Source organism: Rhodococcus sp. T2V (assembly GCF_029269925.1).
GTDB classification, from domain to species: Bacteria; Actinomycetota; Actinomycetes; order Mycobacteriales; family Mycobacteriaceae; genus Rhodococcus_F; species Rhodococcus_F koreensis.
Genome location: NZ_JARJBD010000267.1, coordinates 1 through 1,774 on the forward strand (window position 1 = coordinate 1; position 1,774 = coordinate 1,774).

Annotated in this window: 1 protein-coding gene; it reads right to left on the minus strand. The window is 70.3% G+C overall.

Annotation, left to right across the window (positions count from 1 at the left end):
* Positions 1-647 precede the first annotated feature (647 nt).
* Complete coding sequence (locus P3H15_RS53785) at positions 648-1,688, minus strand: IS110 family transposase (RefSeq protein WP_276144788.1); 1,041 nt, start codon at positions 1,686-1,688, stop codon at positions 648-650.
* Positions 1,689-1,774 lie beyond the last annotated feature (86 nt).

Below are 1,774 nucleotides of genomic sequence, written 5' to 3' on the forward strand. Positions count from 1 at the left end.
CGATCCTTATCTGTGATGCGGACCCCCGTAAAGGTGGGATCCGTTGGTCATTTGGGGGGTTGTTTCCGGTGTTTGCCCTCGTCGTCGCCCGTGCCTGGCCGCGGGGGACCGCAGCCGGGGGTCAAGGTGGAGCGCCCGCAGCGCAGCGAGGACGAACGACCTTATCTGTGATGCGGACCCCCGTAAAGGTGGGATCCGTTGGTCATTTGGGGGGTTGTTTCCGGTGTTTGCCCTCGTCGTCGCCCGTGCCTGGCCGCGGGGGACCGCAGCCGGGGGTCAAGGTGGAGCGCCCGCAGCGCAGCGAGGACGAACGACCTTGATGTCGGCGAGGATCCGCCGCATGCTGAGAGCCCGGGGGTCGACGAGGGCAAAGACGTGTGGTTCAGGCCGTGGGCGCCTCCCGGTGTTCTGGTCGGGGAGCAGCGGTGTGGGGTGGCGCGTGCCGGCGCCCAGCCTTATCTGGGTCCACGGGCGAGGAGCCCGGTGACATGATGATCGATGGGGTGCCCGGCATGCCGGGCCAACGAGGGTGCGGCCGCTCATTCTTTCCGGGACGCCGCACCCCGGGCGGGGTGGCGTCAGGATCGTGGCGGGAGCCGACCGCAGGCATCAGGTGAATCATGGGCAGGGCACGCGCACAGGCCATGTCAGGCGACCTCCCGTTCCATGACCGGCGCCATCGCGACCTCGCCGAGCTCACGCAGGGTGTGGTAGCAGCGGCGCAGCAGTTTCCGCTCCACCGCCAGCGCGGGCCGTTTGCCGTCCAGGACGGCGGCCACCTTGTGGTAGTAGGCGTAGTCCGGGGACCCCCGGCGGGCGGCGCACCGGGCCGCCTCGAACGCCGCCCACCGCAGCTCCGGCGACCCCTGCCGGGACAGGTGCCCGGGTGAGCGTTTGCCGTCGGAGGAGTACACGGTGATGTCGAGGCCGGCGAAGCGCACCACCTGGTCGGAACTGCGGAACCGGCGGGCGTCGCCGATCTCGGCCCAGATGATCACCGCGCACAGCCACCCCACCCCGTAGTGGTCGGCCTGCAGCGCCCGGCAGCCCGGCTGGCGACGCGCGAACGACACCAATTGTGCACGTAGCGAGTCGATCTCGACGGTGAGCGAGTCGATCGTACGTAGTGCGGTGTCCACGTACTGCCGGCCCGCGACCGACAACTCGGCCCGGGCGAGCCCGTCGCGGCCGGCCACGGTCAACAGTCCGGTGATCGGCGGGCAGCCCTGATGGAACAGCTGCGCGTGGATGCGCTGCTGCCAGGCCCGGCGCTCGTCCATCAACGCGCAGTACAACCGGCCCAACGTCCGGGCCTCGAGGACCTGCTCGGGTGGGATCCACGACCGCGGCAACCGGCCCTCCAGCAGCAGCGTGCGCAGCAGCCGGGCGTCGGCGCGGTCGGTCTTCGCGTGTTTCTTCGGGCCGCGCAGCCCCGCGGTCTCGGCCGGGTCGGCCAGCTGTGCCGCCGCCCCGGCGGCGGTCAGCTCCTCCACCACGTACCGCCACCCGGTGCAGCCCTCCACCGCGATCTCGGCGTCCCCGCCGGGGCAGTGCTCGGCCAGCCAGGCCCGCAGCGTGTGCCGCGTCGCCGGACGGATCTGTCCCCACCGCACCCGGCCGGTGTCGGTGTCGACATAGTCGAAGGTGATCTGCTGCCGGTGCACGTCGAACCCGCCTACGATAGTCATTGGGACCTCCTCAAGCTCCCGAAAAATCTCTGACGCCACCCATCGTGCGTCCGAGCTGAGGGGGTCCCCATCACATGTCATCTTTC

Coding starts and splice junctions, on each gene's coding strand:
- P3H15_RS53785 (WP_276144788.1), bottom strand. CDS start 1,688: ATGACTATCGTAGGCGGGTTCGACGTGCACCGGCAGCAGATCACCTTC.